This is a genomic window from Pseudomonas antarctica, from assembly GCF_900624995.1.
Lineage (GTDB): Bacteria > Pseudomonadota > Gammaproteobacteria > Pseudomonadales > Pseudomonadaceae > Aquipseudomonas > Aquipseudomonas antarctica.
On sequence record NZ_UYXQ01000042.1, the window covers coordinates 1 to 17,283 of the forward strand.

18 protein-coding genes, 1 tRNA gene and 1 pseudogene are annotated in these 17,283 nt (G+C 58.9%); 17 read left to right on the forward strand and 3 right to left on the reverse strand.

Going from position 1 to position 17,283, the window contains the following annotated elements:
• The 9 genes from E0F99_RS18460 to E0F99_RS18500 all read left to right on the forward strand — a co-directional run.
• Window positions 1-388, forward strand: a 388-nt coding sequence (locus E0F99_RS18460; protein WP_242626914.1) for a His/Gly/Thr/Pro-type tRNA ligase C-terminal domain-containing protein, incomplete at its 5' end; no start/stop codon positions are given.
• The gene (gene infC, locus E0F99_RS18465) at window positions 388-939 is read left to right on the forward strand and encodes a translation initiation factor IF-3 (RefSeq protein ID WP_173667147.1); all 552 of its coding nucleotides are present in this window, start codon (window positions 388-390) and stop codon (window positions 937-939) included. The genes E0F99_RS18460 and infC, both read left to right, overlap by 1 nt.
• Window positions 940-999: 60 nt before the next feature.
• Window positions 1,000-1,194 (forward strand): 50S ribosomal protein L35, encoded by a 195-nt coding sequence (rpmI, locus tag E0F99_RS18470; protein WP_002553160.1) that lies wholly within the window; start codon window positions 1,000-1,002, stop codon window positions 1,192-1,194.
• 29 nt (window positions 1,195-1,223) lie between these two features.
• Window positions 1,224-1,580, forward strand: a complete 357-nt coding sequence (gene rplT, locus E0F99_RS18475) for a 50S ribosomal protein L20 (RefSeq protein WP_053257052.1) — start codon at window positions 1,224-1,226, stop codon at window positions 1,578-1,580.
• A gap of 109 nt (window positions 1,581-1,689) precedes the next feature.
• On the forward strand, window positions 1,690-2,706 hold the full coding sequence (gene pheS, locus E0F99_RS18480) for a phenylalanine--tRNA ligase subunit alpha (RefSeq protein WP_083357765.1): 1,017 nt from the start codon (window positions 1,690-1,692) through the stop codon (window positions 2,704-2,706).
• A gap of 26 nt (window positions 2,707-2,732) precedes the next feature.
• Window positions 2,733-5,111 carry a phenylalanine--tRNA ligase subunit beta gene (pheT, locus tag E0F99_RS18485; protein ID WP_083357766.1) on the forward strand — a complete coding sequence of 793 codons (2,379 nt, stop codon included), beginning with the start codon at window positions 2,733-2,735 and terminating at the stop codon, window positions 5,109-5,111.
• A gap of 3 nt (window positions 5,112-5,114) precedes the next feature.
• Entirely contained in the window at window positions 5,115-5,417 is a 303-nt protein-coding gene (ihfA, locus tag E0F99_RS18490; RefSeq protein WP_002553164.1) for an integration host factor subunit alpha, read from the forward strand.
• Window positions 5,398-5,754, forward strand: coding sequence for a MerR family transcriptional regulator (locus tag E0F99_RS18495; protein ID WP_083357767.1), 357 nt, complete (start codon window positions 5,398-5,400; stop codon window positions 5,752-5,754). The genes ihfA and E0F99_RS18495 overlap by 20 nt, the downstream gene beginning before the upstream one ends.
• 90 nt (window positions 5,755-5,844) lie before the next feature.
• Window positions 5,845-5,921: transfer RNA gene (locus tag E0F99_RS18500), tRNA-Pro, on the forward strand.
• 263 nt (window positions 5,922-6,184) lie between these two features.
• On the opposite strand, the gene E0F99_RS18505 is transcribed toward E0F99_RS18500, so the two are convergent.
• Complete coding sequence (locus tag E0F99_RS18505; protein ID WP_083357768.1) at window positions 6,185-7,093, reverse strand: LysR family transcriptional regulator; 909 nt, start codon at window positions 7,091-7,093, stop codon at window positions 6,185-6,187.
• Between the two features lie 143 nt (window positions 7,094-7,236).
• On the opposite strand from E0F99_RS18505, the gene E0F99_RS18510 reads away from it, so the two are divergent.
• Complete coding sequence (locus E0F99_RS18510; RefSeq protein ID WP_083357769.1) at window positions 7,237-8,634, forward strand: amidohydrolase family protein; 1,398 nt, start codon at window positions 7,237-7,239, stop codon at window positions 8,632-8,634.
• Between the two features lie 11 nt (window positions 8,635-8,645).
• Window positions 8,646-9,119, forward strand: coding sequence for a DMT family transporter (locus tag E0F99_RS18515; protein WP_083357770.1), 474 nt, complete (start codon window positions 8,646-8,648; stop codon window positions 9,117-9,119).
• A gap of 215 nt (window positions 9,120-9,334) precedes the next feature.
• Here E0F99_RS18515 and E0F99_RS18520 read toward each other — a convergent pair.
• Window positions 9,335-9,833 (reverse strand): annotated as a pseudogene (locus E0F99_RS18520) (LysR family transcriptional regulator); the annotation flags it as partial.
• 97 nt (window positions 9,834-9,930) lie between these two features.
• Complete coding sequence (locus E0F99_RS18525) at window positions 9,931-10,560, reverse strand: CatB-related O-acetyltransferase (RefSeq protein WP_083357771.1); 630 nt, start codon at window positions 10,558-10,560, stop codon at window positions 9,931-9,933.
• A 61-nt stretch (window positions 10,561-10,621) separates the two neighbouring features.
• On the opposite strand from E0F99_RS18525, the gene E0F99_RS18530 reads away from it, so the two are divergent.
• From E0F99_RS18530 to fecE, 6 genes are all read left to right on the forward strand, one after another.
• Window positions 10,622-10,894 (forward strand): hypothetical protein, encoded by a 273-nt coding sequence (locus tag E0F99_RS18530; protein WP_083357772.1) that lies wholly within the window; start codon window positions 10,622-10,624, stop codon window positions 10,892-10,894.
• A gap of 26 nt (window positions 10,895-10,920) precedes the next feature.
• Window positions 10,921-13,326 carry a TonB-dependent receptor gene (locus E0F99_RS18535; RefSeq protein ID WP_083357773.1) on the forward strand — a complete coding sequence of 802 codons (2,406 nt, stop codon included), beginning with the start codon at window positions 10,921-10,923 and terminating at the stop codon, window positions 13,324-13,326.
• A 194-nt stretch (window positions 13,327-13,520) separates the two neighbouring features.
• Window positions 13,521-14,435 (forward strand): Fe(3+) dicitrate ABC transporter substrate-binding protein FecB, encoded by a 915-nt coding sequence (locus E0F99_RS18540; RefSeq protein ID WP_407020240.1) that lies wholly within the window; start codon window positions 13,521-13,523, stop codon window positions 14,433-14,435.
• Window positions 14,436-14,437: 2 nt separating this feature from the next.
• On the forward strand, window positions 14,438-15,427 hold the full coding sequence (gene fecC, locus E0F99_RS18545) for an iron-dicitrate ABC transporter permease FecC (protein ID WP_083357775.1): 990 nt from the start codon (window positions 14,438-14,440) through the stop codon (window positions 15,425-15,427).
• On the forward strand, window positions 15,424-16,392 hold the full coding sequence (locus E0F99_RS18550; protein WP_083357776.1) for an iron chelate uptake ABC transporter family permease subunit: 969 nt from the start codon (window positions 15,424-15,426) through the stop codon (window positions 16,390-16,392). Before fecC ends, E0F99_RS18550 begins: the two co-directional genes overlap by 4 nt.
• Before the next feature lie 4 nt (window positions 16,393-16,396).
• Window positions 16,397-17,188, forward strand: a complete 792-nt coding sequence (fecE, locus tag E0F99_RS18555) for a Fe(3+) dicitrate ABC transporter ATP-binding protein FecE (RefSeq protein WP_083357777.1) — start codon at window positions 16,397-16,399, stop codon at window positions 17,186-17,188.
• Window positions 17,189-17,283 lie beyond the last annotated feature (95 nt).

A 17,283-nucleotide genomic window follows, 5' to 3' on the forward strand; every position in this document is an offset into this window, starting at 1 on the left:
GAGCCTCGGTTCGTGCGAACGGTTGGTCGGTATCCTGATCGAGCACTACGAGGGTGCATTCCCTGCGTGGCTTGCTCCGACCCAGGCAGTGATCATGAACATCACTGATAAACAGGCAGATTTTGCGGCTGAAGTTGAAAAAACTCTCAACGAAAGCGGATTTCGTGCCAAGTCCGACTTGAGAAATGAAAAGATCGGCTTTAAAATCCGTGAGCATACTTTGCTCAAGGTTCCCTATCTTTTGGTTATCGGAGATCGGGAAGTCGAGATGCAGACTGTCGCTGTGCGTACTCGTGAAGGTGCTGACCTGGGCTCGATGCCCGTCGCCCAGTTCGCTGAGTTCCTCGCGCAAGCGGTTTCCCGGCGTGGTCGCCCAGATTCGGAGTAATTATTATTAAGCGTGAAATGAGACAAGATAAACGAGCTGCACCGAAAGCCCCGATCAACGAGAATATCTCGGCACGCGAGGTTCGGTTAATTGGGGCTGAGGGTGAGCAGCTTGGGATTGTGTCAATTGAAGACGCGCTTCTTAAGGCTGAAGAAGCCAAGCTCGATTTGGTGGAAATTTCCGCCGATGCTGCACCACCTGTTTGCAAGCTGATGGATTACGGCAAGTCGATCTTCGAAAAGAAGAAGCAGGTCGCTGCGGCGAAGAAGAACCAGAAGCAGATTCAAGTAAAAGAAATCAAGTTTCGTCCAGGGACGGAGGAAGGGGATTACCAGGTAAAACTGCGCAACCTGGTACGTTTCCTGAGTGATGGGGACAGGGCCAAGGTATCCTTGCGATTCCGCGGCCGTGAGATGGCCCACCAGGAGCTGGGGATGGAACTCCTCAAGCGGGTTGAAGCTGACCTGCTGGAGTACGGTTCCGTCGAGCAGCATCCTAAGATGGAAGGACGCCAGCTGATTATGGTCATCGCCCCGAAAAAGAAGAAGTAATCAACAGGGCACGGCAGGCCTTCTGATTATGTTTATCAACTGAATGCGGAGTATCCGAACATGCCAAAGATGAAGACTAAAAGTGGTGCTGCTAAGCGGTTTCTGAAAACTGCTAACGGTATCAAGCACAAGCACGCTTTCAAGAGCCACATCCTGACCAAAATGTCGACTAAGCGTAAGCGTCAACTGCGCGGTAGCAGCTTGCTGCATCCGTCTGACGTGGCAAAAGTCGAGCGCATGCTGCGCCTTCGTTAATTTTGGATCAAGAATAGAGGAAGTAACTCATGGCTCGTGTAAAGCGTGGCGTCATTGCCCGTAAACGTCACAAAAAAATTCTGAAACTCGCTAAAGGCTACTACGGTGCACGCTCGCGCGTATTCCGTGTTGCCAAGCAAGCGGTAATCAAGGCAGGCCAATACGCCTACCGTGACCGTCGTCAGAAAAAACGTCAGTTCCGCGCTCTGTGGATCGCTCGTATCAACGCTGGTGCACGTGTTAACGGTCTGTCCTACAGCCGTTTCATCGCTGGCCTGAAAAAAGCGTCCATCGAAATCGACCGTAAGGTTCTGGCTGAACTGGCCGTGAACGATAAAGCGGTGTTTGCTGCGATTGTCGAGAAAGCTAAAGCCACCTTGGCTTAAGTACCCCCGGCAGTCACCCTGAGCTGCTCGTGTAGCAAAGGGTGGTAAACGTCATAAATAGGGGAAGAGCCTTCAAGCTCTTCCCCTATTTTGTATCTGGAGTCTGTACATGGAAAACCTGGACGCGCTCGTTGCTCAAGCTCTTGAGGCTGTGCAAAGCGCTGAAGATATCAATGCCCTGGAGCAAATCCGGGTTCACTACCTTGGCAAAAAAGGTGAATTGACTCAGGTGATGAAGACCCTGGGGAATTTGCCGGCTGAAGAGCGTCCGCAAGTCGGTGCGCTGATCAACGTCGCCAAGGAGCGTGTCACAGAGGTTCTCAATGCGCGCAAGGCGTCGCTCGAGGAGGCCGATCTTGCGGCCAAGCTCGCCGCCGAGTCCATTGACGTGACCTTGCCTGGCCGTGGTCAGGCCTCGGGCGGTCTGCACCCGATCACCCGGACGCTGGAACGTATCGAGCAGTTCTTCACCCACATCGGCTACGGCATTGCCGAAGGCCCTGAGGTCGAAGACGACTATCACAACTTCGAGGCGCTCAACATCCCAGGCCATCACCCGGCCCGGTCGATGCACGACACCTTCTATTTCAACGCCAACATGCTGTTGCGCACCCATACCTCGCCGGTACAGGTCCGCACCATGGAAGCGACCAAGCCGCCGATCCGCATCGTCTGCCCAGGCCGTGTGTACCGTAGCGACTACGATATCACCCACTCGCCGATGTTCCACCAGGTTGAAGGCCTGCTGGTTGATCGCGACATCAATTTCGCCGACCTCAAAGGCACCATCGAAGAATTCCTGCGGGTGTTTTTCGAGAAAGAGCTGGCGGTGCGTTTTCGTCCATCGTTTTTCCCGTTCACCGAGCCGTCCGCTGAAGTCGACATGGAATGCGTGATGTGCAGCGGTAAAGGCTGCCGCGTCTGCAAGCAGACCGGCTGGCTGGAAGTGATGGGCTGCGGCATGGTTCACCCCAACGTGCTGCGCATGTCCGGGATCGATCCGGAAGAGTTCTCGGGCTTTGCCTTCGGCATGGGCGTTGAGCGTCTGGCCATGCTGCGTTACGGCGTGAACGACTTGCGTCTGTTCTTCGACAACGACTTGCGGTTCCTCGCGCAATTTCGCTAGTCGTAACGAATCTTTAGGAGAACAGGATGAAATTCAGTGAACAATGGCTGCGTGGCTGGGTAAGCCCGCAGGTAGATCGCGACGAGCTGGTTGCTCGTCTGTCGATGGCCGGTCTTGAGGTCGATAGCGTTACGCCGGCCGCCGGTGTTTTCAACGGTGTGGTCGTGGGCGAAGTGCTGAGCACCGAGCAGCATCCCGATGCCGACAAATTGCGTGTGTGCCAGGTCAGCAATGGCGCGCAGACTTTCCAGGTCGTGTGCGGTGCGCCAAACGTGCGCCCGGGCCTGAAGATTCCGTTCGCCATGATCGGCGCCGAACTGCCGGGCGACTTCAAGATCAAGAAAGCCAAGCTGCGTGGCGTTGAGTCCAACGGCATGCTCTGCTCCCAGGCTGAGCTGCAAGTGGGCGAGGGCAACGATGGCCTGATGGAGCTGCCGGCCGACGCGCCAGTGGGCCAGGACGTTCGTGTCTACCTGGAACTGGAAGACGCCAGCATCGAGGTCGACCTGACCCCGAATCGTGGCGACTGCCTGTCCCTGGCGGGTCTGGCGCGTGAAGTGGGTGCGCTGTACAACGCCCCCGTCACCCGTCCCGTGGTTGCCGCCGTACCCGCTGTGCACGACGAAGTGCGCTCTATCGAAGTGCTGGCACCCAACGCTTGCCCACGTTACCTGGGCCGTGTGATCCGCAATGTCGACCTGTCCAAGCCAACCCCACTGTGGATGGTTGAACGCCTGCGTCGCGCCGACGTACGCAGCATTGACGCCGCCGTCGACATCACTAACTACGTGATGCTCGAGTTGGGCCAACCGCTGCACGCGTTCGATCTTGCCGAAATCAACGGCGGCATCCGCGTACGCATGGCCGAAGAAGGTGAGAAGCTGGTACTGCTCGACGGCCAGGAAGTAACCCTGCGCGCCGACACGCTGGTGATCGCCGACCATTCCCGCGCACTGGCCATTGCCGGCGTGATGGGTGGCGAGCACAGCGGCGTGTCCGCGACCACGCGTGACATTTTCCTTGAAAGTGCGTTCTTTGATCAGATCGCCATCGCTGGCAAGGCTCGTTCCTACGGTTTGCACACCGATGCCTCGCACCGCTATGAGCGTGGCGTGGACTGGAAGCTGGCCCGTGAAGCCATGGAGCGCGCCACTGGCCTGCTGCTGGAAATCACCGGCGGCGAAGCTGGCCCAATCACTGAAACAGTGAGCGAACAGCATCTGCCATCCGTTGCACCGATCACCTTGCGCGCCAAGAGCGTCGAGCAAATGCTCGGCCTGGTGATTGAGCCGGCTCAAATCGAGCAACTGCTGTCTGCGCTGGGTTTGAGCATTTCCGCTGGCGGGGAAGGGCGGTGGCACGTTGAAGTGCCAAGCCATCGCTTTGATATCAGCCTGGAAGTCGACCTGATCGAAGAGCTGGCGCGCCTGTATGGCTATAACCGCCTGCCGGTTCGTTACCCGCAAGCACGCCTGGCACCGCAGCCTAAAGCTGAAGCCCGTGCGCATTTGCCGGAGTTGCGTCGCCTGCTGGTTGCCCGTGGCTACCAGGAAGCGGTGACCTATAGCTTCATCGATCCGAAGCAGTTTGAACTGTTCAATCCAGGCGTTGAGCCGTTGCTGTTGGCCAACCCGATTTCGAACGACATGGCGGCCATGCGTTCGTCGCTGTGGCCTGGCTTGGTGAAAGCACTTTCCCACAACCTGAACCGTCAGCAGGACCGCGTGCGCATGTTCGAAAGCGGCCTGCGGTTTGTCGGCCAACTCGACGGTCTGAAGCAAGAACCAATGCTGGCTGGCGTAGTGTGCGGTAGTCGCCTGCCGGAAGGCTGGGCGCAGGGTCGCGACGCGGTGGATTTCTTCGACGTTAAAGCTGACGTGGAAGCAGTGCTGGGCTTTGCCGGTGCATTGGATGCCTTCACGTTTGTGCCAGGCAGCCACCCTGCATTGCACCCGGGCCAGACTGCGCGTATCGAACGCGAAGGGCGCCTGGTGGGCTTCGTCGGTGCCATTCACCCAGAACTATCGAAAACCCTCGGTCTGGACCGTCCGGTGTTCGTTTTTGAACTGGTCTTGGCTGAAGTTGCGTCGGGCAAAATGCCTAGATTCAACGAGTTGTCGCGCTTCCCTGAAGTGCGTAGGGACCTGGCCCTGATCGCCGACCGTGAAGTGGCCGCCACTGCTGTTCTGGACGTAATCCGTGAAAATGCAGGGGAATGGCTGACAGACCTCAGGCTATTTGACGTCTATCAGGGTAAAGGCATTGATCCGCATAGAAAAAGCCTTGCAGTTGGCTTGACCTGGCAGCATCCATCGCGCACTCTTAATGACGATGAGGTGAATACCACGACACAAAATATCCTCACCTCGCTCGAACAAAGGTTGAACGCCACGTTAAGGAAGTGACGTATGGGGGCTTTGACGAAAGCTGAGATGGCGGAACGTCTGTACGAAGAGCTGGGTCTGAACAAACGCGAAGCCAAGGAATTGGTCGAGCTGTTTTTTGAGGAAATCAGGCACGCTCTGGAAGACAATGAGCAGGTCAAATTGTCCGGTTTCGGCAATTTTGACCTGCGGGACAAACGCCAGCGGCCTGGCCGCAATCCAAAAACGGGAGAAGAAATCCCGATCACGGCTCGCCGTGTGGTCACCTTTCGTCCAGGGCAGAAGTTGAAGGCCCGAGTTGAGGCTTATGCTGGAACCAAGTCATAACGACGAACTGCCTGTCATCCCAGGCAAACGCTACTTCACCATTGGTGAAGTCAGCGAGCTCTGTGCGGTTAAACCGCACGTGCTGCGCTATTGGGAGCAGGAGTTTCCTCAACTCAACCCCGTCAAACGCACCGGGAACCGTCGGTATTATCAGCGCCAGGATGTGCTGATGATCCGACAGATCCGCGCGTTGCTGTACGACCAGGGGTTCACCATCAGTGGTGCGCGCCAGCGTATGTCCGGTGATGAGGCCAGGGACGACACTACCCAATACAAGCAACTGATCCGCCAGATGATCTCCGAGCTCGAAGATGTGCTGGTGGTTTTGAAGAAATGATTCAAGCTTTTAAAATACTTCCACATTTCAAAAGCTTGCGGTATATTTCGGATCGCTTCGTAGCGAAGCGAACCCAGTAACACGCCTAGTCGGGGCGTAGCGCAGTCCGGTAGCGCACTAGCATGGGGTGCTAGGGGTCGAGTGTTCGAATCACTCCGTCCCGACCATTATTCCTGAGTAAAATCAGACACTTGAGCAGATCAGATAGATCGGCTTTTTTGTGCCTGAGTGAAAGCCCTGTTTTAGGGGGCATATAGGGCACATGAGTACCCCGTCTAGAGTTCTCTGTAAGGCGGCGTCGGATTTGGCACCGCGTTGCACGATGGCGCATTCAGCGGCGTGCTGGCCGGGCGAAACGTTCAAATCGAACCTGCTCATCGCTAAGCTAAATCGGTGTTTGTGAGTCAGGCTAAAGTGAGCCCTCTCCTGATCAGCTAATTGCCGAATCGCCGTCGCGAACAAGCTCGGCTATCCAGTCAGCAAATACGCGCACGGCTGGCGAGAGAAAACGTTGATGCGGATAGAGCAAAGTGACGGGTACGGACGCCGGTTGCCAGTCCGCGAGAACCTCGATCAGCCGCCCTTCCTGCAGGTGGTCCGAGACCACCCTCTCAGCAAGCTGCATCAGCCCGAACCCCTCAAGACACATTTTTATATAGAGTCCTGTCTCATTGACAGCCGCTGCACCGCTCACCGGGACTGAGATTTTTTCAGTGCCGCTGACGAAGCGCATTTCACCCGCTCGCCTGTCTTGCCCTGAAAAATAATGGATGGCCCGATGGTGAGACAAGTCTTCCGGTGTTTGCGGAATACCGTTCTCTTTGAGATAGGCGGCAGAAGCACACGTCACCCAGCGAAACTGGCCGAGTGGGCGCGCAATGAGCGTTGAGTCATTGAGCTCCCCTGTCCGAATGACGCAATCGATGCCCTCCTGAACCAGGTCAACCTGCCGGTCGTTGACACCTATCATCAGGTAGATATCCGGGTAGCGTCTGTAAAAGTCTTGCAGGTTTGGCATGACGATAAAATGTGCAATGCCGCCAGGCATATCCACCCGCAAACGACCTTGCGGGCGTTTTGCATCTTCCGTCAGGCTGGATTCCGTATGCTCGATCAGCTCGAGGATCTCTCGGCATTGCACCAGATACCGTGCGCCCTCGGGCGTCAGGCTGACCCGTCGCGTTGTTCTGTTGAGCAAGCGCACCTGCAGATATTTTTCAAGGTTTTTAACGCTGCTGGTCACCGTCGAGGCCGGCAATGAGAGCGTTTGCGCCGCCTGAATAAAGCTTCCCGCCTCTGCCACACGGACAAAAACCTGCATTGCCTGGATACGATCCATCATTTTTCTAGCAGCCCCGATAGCAGCAACTGGCCGAACACTATTGTTCGTAATTACTGAATAATTAAAACAGTTTAACCCTCTTTTTCGGGAGTATCACTTTCCGTACCTTTTTCTCTCTGCATTTAAAAGGTGAACTGAAAATGACTGAATATAACCGCAATATCGTGCAGGCCCCGGCCTCACAGGCCATCCGCACAATCATTCGCGGAGCCACTGTTCTGAGCATGGACAGTGATATAGGCAATCTGGTACGCGGCGATATCCTTATCGAAGGCAGCACCATCACGGCCATTCAGGAAAATATCGAGGCTGGCGACGCCGTGGTTATCGAGGCATCCGGCATGATTGCCATGCCGGGCATGGTCGATACGCATCGCCACTCCTGGGAGGGGCAACTGCGCCGGCTGAATCCGAATGCCGAAACGCTTGAAGACTACTGCAATGCAACGCACTACTCGTTTGCCAAATACTATCGCCCGGCTGACATGTATATCGGCAACCTGCTGACCGCATTGGGCTGCATCGACGCGGGCATCACCACCGTTGTTGATAACTCGCACAACAGCCGCACCGGCGCGCACTCCGACGCTGCGGTCGAGGCGCTGCTTGACGCTGGTATCCGGTCCGTACACGCCTGCGGTGCGCCGGTTTCTGGGGCGTGGGACAAGGCCCATTGGCCCGGCAACCTGGAGCGGCTGCAGGAAAAATACTTCAAGAACGGTGACAACACGCTGGTCTCGCTGGCAGTGATGGCACAGCTGGAACCTGAATTGTGGGCTGAAGCCCGGCGGCTGGGGCTGCCTATCATCACCGAGTTTTTTGGGGGAGAAATGGCAACTGAGCTGCAAGGGCTGCATCGCGAAGGACTGCTCGGCTCCGATAACATCTTTAACCACTGCACCGCACTGCCGGACGCCGGATGGGAAATCCTTCGCGAGACCGGCGTGCGGGTCAACGTATGTCCGCGCTCCGATGCCCACTACGGCATTGAGGATGGAATGTTCGCTATGCAGTCCGCCCTGCGTCACGGTATCAGCCCGGGTCTGAGCGTGGATAACGAGACGTCCTACAGTGGCGACATGTTTATAGAGATGCGGGTGGCGTTTTATCTGCAGCGCGTCATGGGCATGCACCAGCAGCGTTGCTGCGGATCAGAACATCATTCGGTGACTCTGGCTGCCCATAACCTGCTGAAAGCTGCCACTGTCGACGGCGCCGCTTGTGCAGGATTGCAGGACAAAATCGGCAGTCTGGCCCCCGGAAAACAGGCCGACCTGATCCTTATCAACGCGCAGGACATAAACCTTTATCCGTCAGGCAATGCATTCGGTACGGTGGTACATGCGGCCGAGCGCAGCAATGTTGACACGGTCATGATTGGCGGACGCATCGTCAAGCGCAACGGCAAGGTACTGGGCGTGGACAGCGATCGGCTCCGCGCGGCGATCGACGAGTCCCGTGAGCATCTATTTGCTGCTGCAGGCTATAAGCCTGACATCTTTGCCGCGACGTTTGTGCCGCTTGAATCGGCCCGGTAAGGAGGCGAGAAATGACGGCAGTCTATTACCTGCTGGCCATTGGCGCGGGGCTGGGTATAACCCTGCAGACCACGCTGAACGGTCAACTCGCTAAAGGTGTAGGGGGAGACTCCGTAGCAGCGGCTTTATTTTCCTTTACTGCCGGAGCGCTTTGCCTTGGCCTCTTCTCACTGATGCGCGGCGGGGTAGTGACCTCGCTGGCGGCTATACCCGCCCAGCCCTGGTGGAGTCTGCTGGGTGGCCTGCTCGGTGCGAGTGCGCTGCTCAGTTACGTGGTGCTTGCGCCCAAAATCGGTCTTTCAGCGCTGCTGGGGCTCGCTATCGCCGGGCAGATTACTTCGTCACTGGTTATCGATCATTTTGGACTGATGGGGGCAGTCGAAAGGCCAGTCTCTCCTGCCAAATTGGGCGGGTCGATAGTGATGCTGGCAGGCCTATGCATCGCCCTGTTCGGTGATAGAGGGGCAGCGCTCCTCTCCAGCTGACGGCTGCTTTTTTCGCTTCGTAGGGGCAACGTCGTGTTCGGCACAATGTACACCGGTGGGCCAGTGCAGCCTGCAGGTCGATTTCACCGGCTCAATGCGGGGGCGTTTGAGGCAGAAACGCTGGACCTTCCTGACGCAAGGTTTGCTGGGTAACTGAACTGAACAGGTAGGCCTGCATTTTTTTACTCATCAAACACGACGAGGCTGACTCGGCATAAGGAGTCAAACACCACCTCCGTCAATGCGCCCGAAGTGATTAGAGGTTGTACCAGCGGTTGTGGACGATAAGCCCAGTCCAATCCTTGCTGTACCAGATCCAGAGTTGCCAGATAACGGTCGCGGAGCCAAATCTGCCTCGACAGCACGACACGTGGGTCAGCGTCTGAAGGTCCTCCAGTAGCAACCCCGATCTGCCGAACGTCCACCCGTTGCTCCTCACCCAAAGGACTTCTCTTGCCGGCTGCCGCAGGATGATCTGGAGATGCAACCGCTACTAACCACTGGCTCGCCACCTTTCGTGCCTGGGGCTCGAGTGCTTTGGCAGCTGTCGTAGGAATGGCTTTGCGAGTTGGTCGGTTAAAAAGCAGTAAATTCAGCTCTGCTTCAAACTGCGACACCGCCATGTTGATGGCCTAACGTTCGTGCAGCGGCAGAAAAGGCCCCGTTGTCGACAACCGCAAGGAACACTTTAAGCGACTCGCTGGTAAACGCCATAGGGGTCGAGTGTTCGAATCACTCCGTCCCGATCCTATTTCTGATCAAGCCCAATCGAAAAGGTTGGGCTTTTCAGGTTGGGCTTTTTTAACGTGCCTCAGTCAGCCGAGAGCGGCCGCTGCTTCAGGTAATCCACAAACGGGCTGATATCTGTACTGCACAGCAAATGCGCGATCGAACACACCTCGGTCTGCGTCCATTCCCACCATGCGCACTGCTCGAGGATCAGGCGAGTGGGCTCATCAAAGCGCCAGCGGATATGTTTAGCGGGGTTGCCGCCCACGATAGCGTACGGCGCAACGTCCTTGGTCACAATCGAGCCGGCGGCGACGACCGCGCCATTGCCGATGGTGACGCCAGACAGAATTTTCGCGTGCGAGCTGATCCAGCAATCATTGCCAATGGTCACGTCACCTTTACTGCCACCAAAGTCAGTGATGTGGGCGACGCTTTTAAGCTTGGCCGGAAAGGGATAGCAACTGAGCCAATCGGTGCGATGGTGGCCCCCCAGATACACTTCAACATTGCCCGCAATGGACGTGTAGGCGCCTACGCGCAAGGTCGTACCTTCGTGCCAGTCGTGAACCTTTAAGTCCCCGTAGGTACCTATGCCAAAACTGTATTCGGGGTAACGGTTGCGCAGTTTTTGCGTCGAACGCTCCAGAGGGGAGAGCGCGCGTAATGCCTTGCGCGCTTGGTGTTCGCGCCATTTACGCAATAGTTTCATGCGTCGAGCCTTCTTGCAGAGGTTGAAATCAGGTCGTCATCCTGAGCAATGAGGGGCGTGTATGCAAGGAGTGATCACCGCGAATGTCGCGGTGGTAAACCCGGTAAAAGCCGCAAATCGATCACACATCATGGTGTCGGTCTCCACCGAGCGCGTGAGCCTGCTGAAATACCAGAACCCCGCCCGCGGGATCTTCGCCGAGCACTCGAACGTGATGGGGTTCAAGACGCTGGTCGCGCTGGAGCGCGTCAAGGTTGGGTGGACGTACCCGTTAGTTGAAAAATTATTGCTGAAGCCTGTCCCTTTTTTTCACCTCGCCTGTCATCCCAGGTAAGTGAATTAAATCGAGAGTTTGTGCCAATGCCCGCCGTATCACCCTTGCGCTTGCGCCCATTGCTGAACCTGAGCCTGATGCTGAGCCTCGGCACCAGCCCGTTATTGATTCCCCTCAGCTATGCCGAAGACAGCGCCGCTCGCCGCAGCTACCAAGTGCCGGCCGGCAGCCTCAGCGCGGCGTTGACGCGGTTCGCCGGGCTCTCAGGTGTCAATCTGTCGGTGGCCCCGGCGTTGGTCAGCGGGCGTAGCAGCGCTGGCCTGGCCGGCGATTACGCTGTGGAGGAGGGCTTTGCGCGTTTGCTGCAAGGCTCCGGCCTGCAACTGCAACCGATGGGTGATCAAGCCTACAAGCTGGTGCCGGTGCCGGAGGGTGGCAGCGTGCAATTGGCGCCGACTTCAATCGTCGGCACCACCGGGCTTGAGGGCGGCGATACCTACGCGGGCGGCCAGGTGGCACGCCGTGGCTCGCAAGGCCTGCTCGGTTCGCGGGACTTGATGGAAACGCCGTTCAGCATGACCACCTACACCGAGGTGGCGGTTAAGAACCAGCAGGCCCGTACGCTTGGCGACCTGATCGCCAGCGATCCTTCGGTGCGCGCCACCAACCCGGCCGGTGGGCGTTATGAGCAGTTCACCATTCGCGGCTTCAGCCTGTTCAATAGTGATGTGGGCTACAACGGCCTGTATGGCGTGTTGCCGACATACACCATCGACATGGAAATGGCCGAGCGCGTCGACATCATCAAAGGCCCCAGCCAGTTGATCAATGGCATCTCACCGCGCGGCAGTGTGGGCGGCGGGATCAACGTGGTGCCCAAGCGCGCCACCGACAAGGACATTAACTCGTTTACCGGCAGCTGGGCCTCCGGCAGCCAGACGGGCGGCGCAGTGGATGTGGGCCGGCGTTTTGGCGAGGACAACAAGTTCGGCATCCGTTTCAACGGCGTGAAACAGTCCGGCGATACCGAATGGGACCACCAGAGCGTTGACCGTGAGATGGCCGTTCTGGGCCTGGATTTTCGTGGCGAACGCCTGCGCCTTTCCACCGACATCGGCCACACCGAACGGGACACCGACGCCCCGCAGGAGCGTGTACAGGTCGGGCCGAATGCCAGGGTGCCGAGTGCCAACGATGTGCGTCGTAACTACGCGCAATCCTGGAGCAAGGCCCGCACCAACGACACGTTCGGCACGGTTAACGGCGAGTTTGACCTCAGTGACAGCGTGATGCTCTACGGCGGCGTAGGCGCGCGTAAAAGTAACCACGATTTCCTGCGCCACGCGGTGTCCGTCACCAATAATGCCGGGGATTTCAGCGTGCAGCCGCGAGATTTCACCCGTGACGAAAACGTGCGTACCGCCACGGCGGGTGTGCGCAGCTGGTTCCACACGGGGCCCGTCAGCCATGAGTTAAACCTGGCTGCCAGCGACTTCTATATGGACTTTGAAAACGGCGGTGCGCGCTATGCGACAGCGCCGAGCAACCTCTACAACCCGGTGCAAACCCCCACGCCGTCGCGGCCCACACGTTTCGACGCCAAGGTCTACACCGAGAACAAGTTCAGCGGCGTGGCACTCTCCGACACCCTGGGCTTCTTCGACGACCGCCTGTTGCTGACCCTCGGCGCGCGCTGGCAGCGGGTGAAGGTGGATGACTGGAGCGACAACGTCAAAGGTGACACCGCCTACGACGAGGAAAAAATCTCGCCATCGGGCGGTATCCTCTTCAAAGCCACCGATAAGTTGTCGCTGTATGCCAACTACATGGAAGGCCTGAGCCAGGGCAAAATCGCGCCCTCTACCTCGATCAATGAAGATGAAATCTTCCCGCCGTTTATCAGCCGCCAAGTCGAAATGGGCGCCAAATATGACGCCGGTGCCTTCGCAGTTACCGCCGCGGTGTTCCGTATCAAGCAGCCCGCCTATGAAACCAACGCCACCACACGGGTGTTCGGCCCCAATGGCAAACGCCAGAACGACGGCGTGGAACTGAGTGTGTTCGGTGAGCCGCTCAAGGGCTTTCGCCTGCTCGGCGGCGTGATGTACATCGACAGCGAACTGACCCATACCACCAACGGCACCTACGACGGCAACCGAGCACCGGCTACGCCTAAGTACAACGTCAACCTTGGGGCTGAATGGGATGTGCCGACGTTCGAGGGGTTGACCCTGACCAGCCGTGGCATTTACTCCAGTTCGCAGTACCTGGACCCGTCCAACGTCAAACAGATCGATGCCTGGAACCGCATCGACGTCGGCGCGCGCTACGCCTTCAAGGTCGATGACAAGCACATCACCTTGCGGGCGAATGTCGAGAACGTCGCCGATAGACGCTACTGGAGCTCGGCCGGGGCCTCGGATGACAGTGAGCCGGGTTTGACCCTGTCGACGCCGCGCACGTACCTGCTCTCGGCCACCGTCGACTTTTAACTGCGCAATCTCTTTATGGCGAGCGGGGCTGTTGTGGCGAGCCCGCTCGCCACAGGGTGGGCGCAGATGCTGTAAATGAAAAAGCGTTAATAAGAATGTTTTTTGATTGCATCGCGCCGATATGGAATAGTAGCCGCCGTTTTCCCCAGCCGGTCTAGCCGGGGTGTTCCAACGCCGAGGTCTTTGTCATGCGAATGCTGCGCTCCATCCCGACCCTTGCCGCCTGCCTCCTGGCGTTTTCTTCAAGCGTGTTAAGCGCTGCGCCCATCGACCTCAATGACGGCCAGCACGCGGTGCACTTGCCGGGTGCGCCCAAGCGCGTGGTGGTGCTGGAGTTTTCCTTCCTTGACAGCCTCGCCGCCGTTGACGTCACTCCGGTCGGTGCCGCCGATGATGGCGACGCCAACCGTGTACTGCCGCGTGTACGCCAGGCCATTGGCCAATGGACATCCGTGGGCCTGCGCTCGCAACCGAGCATCGAGGACATCGCGCGGCTCAAGCCCGACCTGATCGTCGCCGACCTCAATCGCCATCAAGCGTTGTACAGCGACCTGTCGAGCATCGCGCCGACCTTGCTGTTGCCGTCGCGCGGTGAGGACTACCAAGGCAGCCTGAAGTCTGCCGAGCTGATCGGCAAGGCCCTGGGCAAAAGCCCGCAGATGGAGGCGCGCATCGCACAGAACCGCGAGCACTTGCAGGCGATTGCCAAGCAAATCCCGGCGGGCGCCAGCGTGTTGTTTGGCGTCGCGCGGGAAGACAGTTTTTCCGTACACGGCCCGGACTCCTACGCCGGTAGCGTGCTCGAAGCCATCGGCCTGAAAGTACCGTCAGTACGTGCCAAGGCCGCGCCAACCGAGTTCGTCAGTCTGGAACAACTGCTCGCGCTGGACCCGGGTTGGTTGCTGGTGGGGCATTACCGTCGCCCAAGCATTGTCGACACCTGGAGCAAGCAGCCGCTGTGGCAGGTGCTCGGTGCCGTGCGCAATCACCATGTGGCTGAAGTCGACGGCGACAGCTGGGCACGTAATCGTGGTGTCTTGGCGTCTGAGCAAATTGCCGAAGATGCCCTGGCGATTCTCAAAGGCGGCAAAGCCGTATTGAGCCAATAAGCATGCGGCGAAGTCTCGCGGCGGCAAGCATTGTGCTGCTAGGTGCCTTGTTTTTCTGGCTCTCGTTGTACAGCTGGTCACCATTCACCCTCACCGCCGCAGATGCCTGGAATGGTCTGGTTCATCAGGGCCGCGTGGGCGGCAATATGGCTTATATCGTTGCCCAGTTGCGGGTGCCGCGCGCGGTGTGCGCGGCGTTGGTCGGTGCCTGTCTGGGCCTGGCCGGTGCGTTGATGCAGGGCATTACGCGCAACCGTCTGGCCTCGCCGTCGCTGTTTGGCGTGACGGCGGGGGCGGCGTTGGGGTTGGCGTTGTTTTCGACCGGCTTGGTCGCGCCACCCTTTGCCGGTGGCGCGTTGTTGATGACCTGCCTGGGCGGCGCGATGGCCTGGGTCATCGTATTCAGCCTGGGCGGTGCGTGGTCGCCGACCACCGCCCAAGGGCGATTGGTATTGGCCGGCGTGGCCGTCGCTGCGTTGTGCGCAGCACTGACCCGGCTCACGGTGATTCTGGTCGAGACCCAGGCTCAAAGTGTGCTGAACTGGCTGGCGGGATCGTTAGCCAATGTCGGCGCAGCCCAGTTGCAATTGCTTTGGCCTTGCACCTTGATCGGCGGCCTGTGGGCGCTGTGGTGCGCGCCACGCCTGAACCTGATCAACCTGGGTGAAGATGCCGCACGCTCGTTGGGCGTCGGCATTGGCAGCCTGCGCTTACAGGTGTTTATCGCCAGCCTGTTGCTGGTGGGCGCAAGTGTCTGCGCTGTCGGCCCTATCGGTTTCGTCGGGCTGATCGCACCGAATATCATTCGGCAATTTCTCGGCAATGACTACCGCTGGCTGATCCCGCTGAGCGCGGCGTTAGGCGCGGTAATCGTACTGGGCGCTGACGTGCTCAGCCGCGCCGTGGCCTTTCCAGTGGAAACGCCCGCCGGTGTGGTCACCGCACTGATCGGCGCGCCGTTCTTCCTCTTTCTCGCCAGGCGCGCGTTATGACTCAGCCACGATTACGCCTGTGGCTGCTGCTCGGCGGGTTGCTGGTCGCGACCTTTATCAGCCTCAGCGCTGGCACCGTGTGGCTCACGCCGCACACGGTGTTGGACCGTTTGCTGGCCCACAATGCCCTCGACTTCGAAGTCTGGAACCACCGCCTGCCGCGCAGCCTGATCGCGATCCTCGCCGGTTGCGCGTTTGGCCTGGCCGGGGCGATCGTGCAGGGGGTGATTCGCAACCCGCTGGCCTCGCCGGAAATCCTCGGCGTCACCCAAGGCGCTGGGCTGGCGCTGACGGTGGCGATCATCAGTTGGCCGCACATGGCGATTGCCTGGTTGCCACTGGTGGCCTGCCTGGGCGGCGCCGGTGGCGCCTTGTTGCTGGCTTTGTACAACACCGGCGTGAGTTTTTCCGGGGTGCGGTTTGCGCTCTCGGGTGTGGCGATTGCAGTGACCTTGTCCAGCGTCACCGAGTTTCTGATTCTGTCCCATCCGCTGGATATCAACACCGCCTTGCTCGCACTCACCGGCAGTTTGTGGAGCCGCAACTGGCACCATGTGGCGCTGGTGTTGCCGTTCCTGCCGCTGATTGCGCTGGGTTTGTGCCTGGCCAAACCGCTGAACCTGATCGCCCTCGGCGACGAAGCCGCCCACAGCCTGGGCGCCGCGCTGACCCGCACGCGCTGGCTGGCGATGGCCTGCGCGGTGGTGCTGACCAGCCTGGGCGTGGGGGTGATTGGGCCGATTGGGTTTATCGGCCTGGTCGCGCCGCACATGGCACGGCGCCTGGTCGGCGGGCATCACCAGTACCTGCTGCCGGCGGCGATGCTGATCGGCGCGCTGTTACTGGTGCTGGCCGACACCCTCGGGCGCACGTTGATCGCGCCCAGCGAAATCCCGGCAGGGGTGCTCACTGCGGTGATTGGCGCGCCGTATTTTCTTTGGTTGCTGGCACGGTTCAAGGGCTGATGACATGAGTATTCTGCAGGCACATCAACTCCACATCGGCTACGGCGCAACGCGCATCGTGCAAGGGTTGTCGTTCGCTCCACCGGCTGGGAAGGTCACCGCGTTAATCGGCCCCAACGGCTGCGGCAAGTCCACGTTGCTCAAGGCCTTCGCGCGGATCCTCAAGCCGACTCACGGCGAGTTGAGCGTGGATGGCCAAGCTTACGCCAGCCTGTCCGCTCGCCAGCTAGCACAGCAGATCGCGTTTTTGCCCCAGGTATTGCCGGTGCCGGAGGGTGTCAGCGTGCGCCAACTGGTCGCTTACGGGCGCAGCCCGCATAACTCGCTGTGGGGCCGCCTGAGCGGTAGCGATCAAGCCCACGTGACTCAAGCCATGCAGCGCCTGGAACTGGACGCCCTGGCCGACCGCGCCCTGGCGGACTTGTCCGGCGGCCAGCGCCAACGCGCGTGGCTGGCCATGGTGCTGGCGCAGAACGCGCCGGTGGTATTGCTCGACGAACCCACCACCTACCTCGACATCAGCCACCAGGTCGAACTGCTTGACCTGATGGGTGAGCTGGCCGCCGAGGGCAAAACCGTGATCACCGTGTTGCACGACATCAACCAAGCCTGCCGCTATGCCGACCACCTGGCGGTGATGCACGGCGGCAAGCTGGTCGCCGACGGTGCGCCGTCAGCGGTGATCAGTGCCGAATTGATGCGCCAAGTGTTCGATGTACACGTTCAGATCATGCGTGAACCGGTGGCCGGCACGCCGATGTGTTTGGTGGAGAAAAGTACCCGAACTCACGCCTGACGTGATGTGAAAGTTTGGGTGGTTTATCGCATGAGGATGAAGTTTATTGAACGGCTGTTTGAAGGGGCGTCAATAACTAGCGAAGTGGCTAATTG